This window comes from Pseudomonas sp. Ant30-3, from assembly GCF_000690905.1.
In the GTDB taxonomy this organism is placed as follows: domain Bacteria; phylum Pseudomonadota; class Gammaproteobacteria; order Pseudomonadales; family Pseudomonadaceae; genus Aquipseudomonas.
The window spans coordinates 1-1902 of sequence record NZ_JMCL01000225.1; the positions used below are offsets into that span (position 1 = coordinate 1).

The window sequence follows — 1902 nt, forward strand, 5'->3', positions numbered from 1 at the left end:
CCGCCCCCACCGCCAGTGCCCAGGGATTGAGCAGGCGGTTACTTTTAGTTGCAGAGGAGCTGACCATTACTCACCTGCTTCATTGGTAATTTGAAAACCCACAGACCGGCGGCTGCCGTGCCCGCAAAACGTTGTCCATCCACTTCCACCCGGCAAGCACTTGCCGAACGCACCGAGAAGGTCAGGTCGAACTCACCTGCAAAGGAAAAGCTCACACGACGATCGTCCACATACCGCCAGTCCTTCAACGGCAGATTGGCTTCTTCCAGCGCCGGTCTGCTGTCCCGTTCAGATTGCAGAACCAGCAACGCGCGGTCGCTGCTCAGGCTCACATAGCGGCCCTGAGGCAAATCGCGTACGCCGGCAACACCTTGCGAACGCAACAGATCGGGCCAACCCATTTGCGGGTCGAGGCGTACGGTGCGCAACCCGTCCATGCCGCGAATCTGCCAGGCACCATCGGCAGTACGCGCCAGACTGGCCTGATACAAACCGTGCAAGCGATCGATGTAATCGGTCATCCACAGCGACATCGGCTGTTGCTCGCGCATGAAGCCGTAGACCTCATGCATGGCCTTGATGGAGGCCTGCTTGGTGCTGGAATAGAAGTGGTAATAAAGGTGCAGGCCGCGCAGACGTCGTGGGCTGTCGGTTAGCTCAAAGGTTTCGATCAGGTCGCGAAAACCGTAATACGGGCCCTTCCACAGGTTGGTGTAGAGGTTCTCGTTGATGATCGGCGCGTAGTACTGCAACCCCCCTGCGGTAGGACGCAGCAGCGGATTCAGACCGGTCAGCGACGGGTCTGCTTTGGTCATGATGGTCTCGGCGCCGTTGACGTTTTTCAGGCCAGCGTCGTAGGCCAGTTTCAGAGTGGCAGCGGAAGGCAGCGCATCGCCCGGCCAGAACACCATCTTCACCGGTTTTTCCGGGGTGGTGAGCTGTTGGTTGATGTAGTCGCGCGAACCGAAGATCTCGCGATGAAAGTCGATTTTGTCGTAGCCCGGTATCTTCATGTTCAAACCGTATTCAGGTTTGAAGTTCTCGCGTTTCTGCGCCTGTTCCGGTTGCATGAAAAACGGATGACTGAAGGTGTGGGTGGCCACTTCCACTTTCGGGTTGGCGAACAGCTCGCGAGCGATCGGCTCCAGCTCACGCGCCAGATGCGGGAAGGCTCCGCGCGGGGAAATTTCGCCTTCGACGATCGACACCGACGTCAGGAAAGGGTTGGGCTTGATGTAATCTTCCAGCGTATGACGACCCGCGTATGGCGTGCCACGCACTTCAGCGCGGGACGGGAAACCGTCGCCATCGATGTGCACGGTAGCAATGCGGCGGCCGTTTTCGGTGGTGGTGTCCGGGCGCGGCTGAACTGGCAGACGCAGGCTCGCTTGCAGAAAGGCGAACGGGTCGAGGATCCAACGGCTGCGCTCGTTGTTCATTTCGAGGACGTAAGGCGCGAGGGCCAGACCGCCCCACTCGCCAACGACCACCGGGTTGTAGATGTCGCCGCCCTCATTGGTCAGGGTCAGTGCGGCAGTTGGTCCGTTGGGCAGTACTGAAACAGCGGTAAGATCACGGGAGCGAGGCTGCACCGGGGCTTCGAAAGCGCCCAACAGTGCCTTGTCCTGATGCGTGATGGTCAGCACTTGCGTACCCGGAGGCGCATCGCGCTTGAGGCCCATGCGCTTGAGCAAAAGCTTGTCTTCAACAGGCAGGCCAGCGAGAAAAACCACCGGTACTTTTTCGTCCAGGCGCGCGTTGATCCAGCGGTTGAACGCCGGGCTGTCCTGCGGCGGGCCGCTGGTCATCCAGGTGACCACGCCAGCGTACAAGCCACTGAAACGGTAATCCGGCATGGCGCTGTCGGCGGGCAGATAGTCGACGCGATAGCCCAGGGATTCC

General features: G+C 59.9%; 1 protein-coding gene. It reads right to left on the reverse strand.

Annotated features, from left to right (window positions below):
- Positions 1 to 44 precede the first annotated feature (44 nt).
- Positions 45 to 1902 (reverse strand): polysaccharide deacetylase family protein (locus DU29_RS0128990; protein ID WP_028624813.1); only part of this gene is annotated, 1858 nt, incomplete at its 5' end.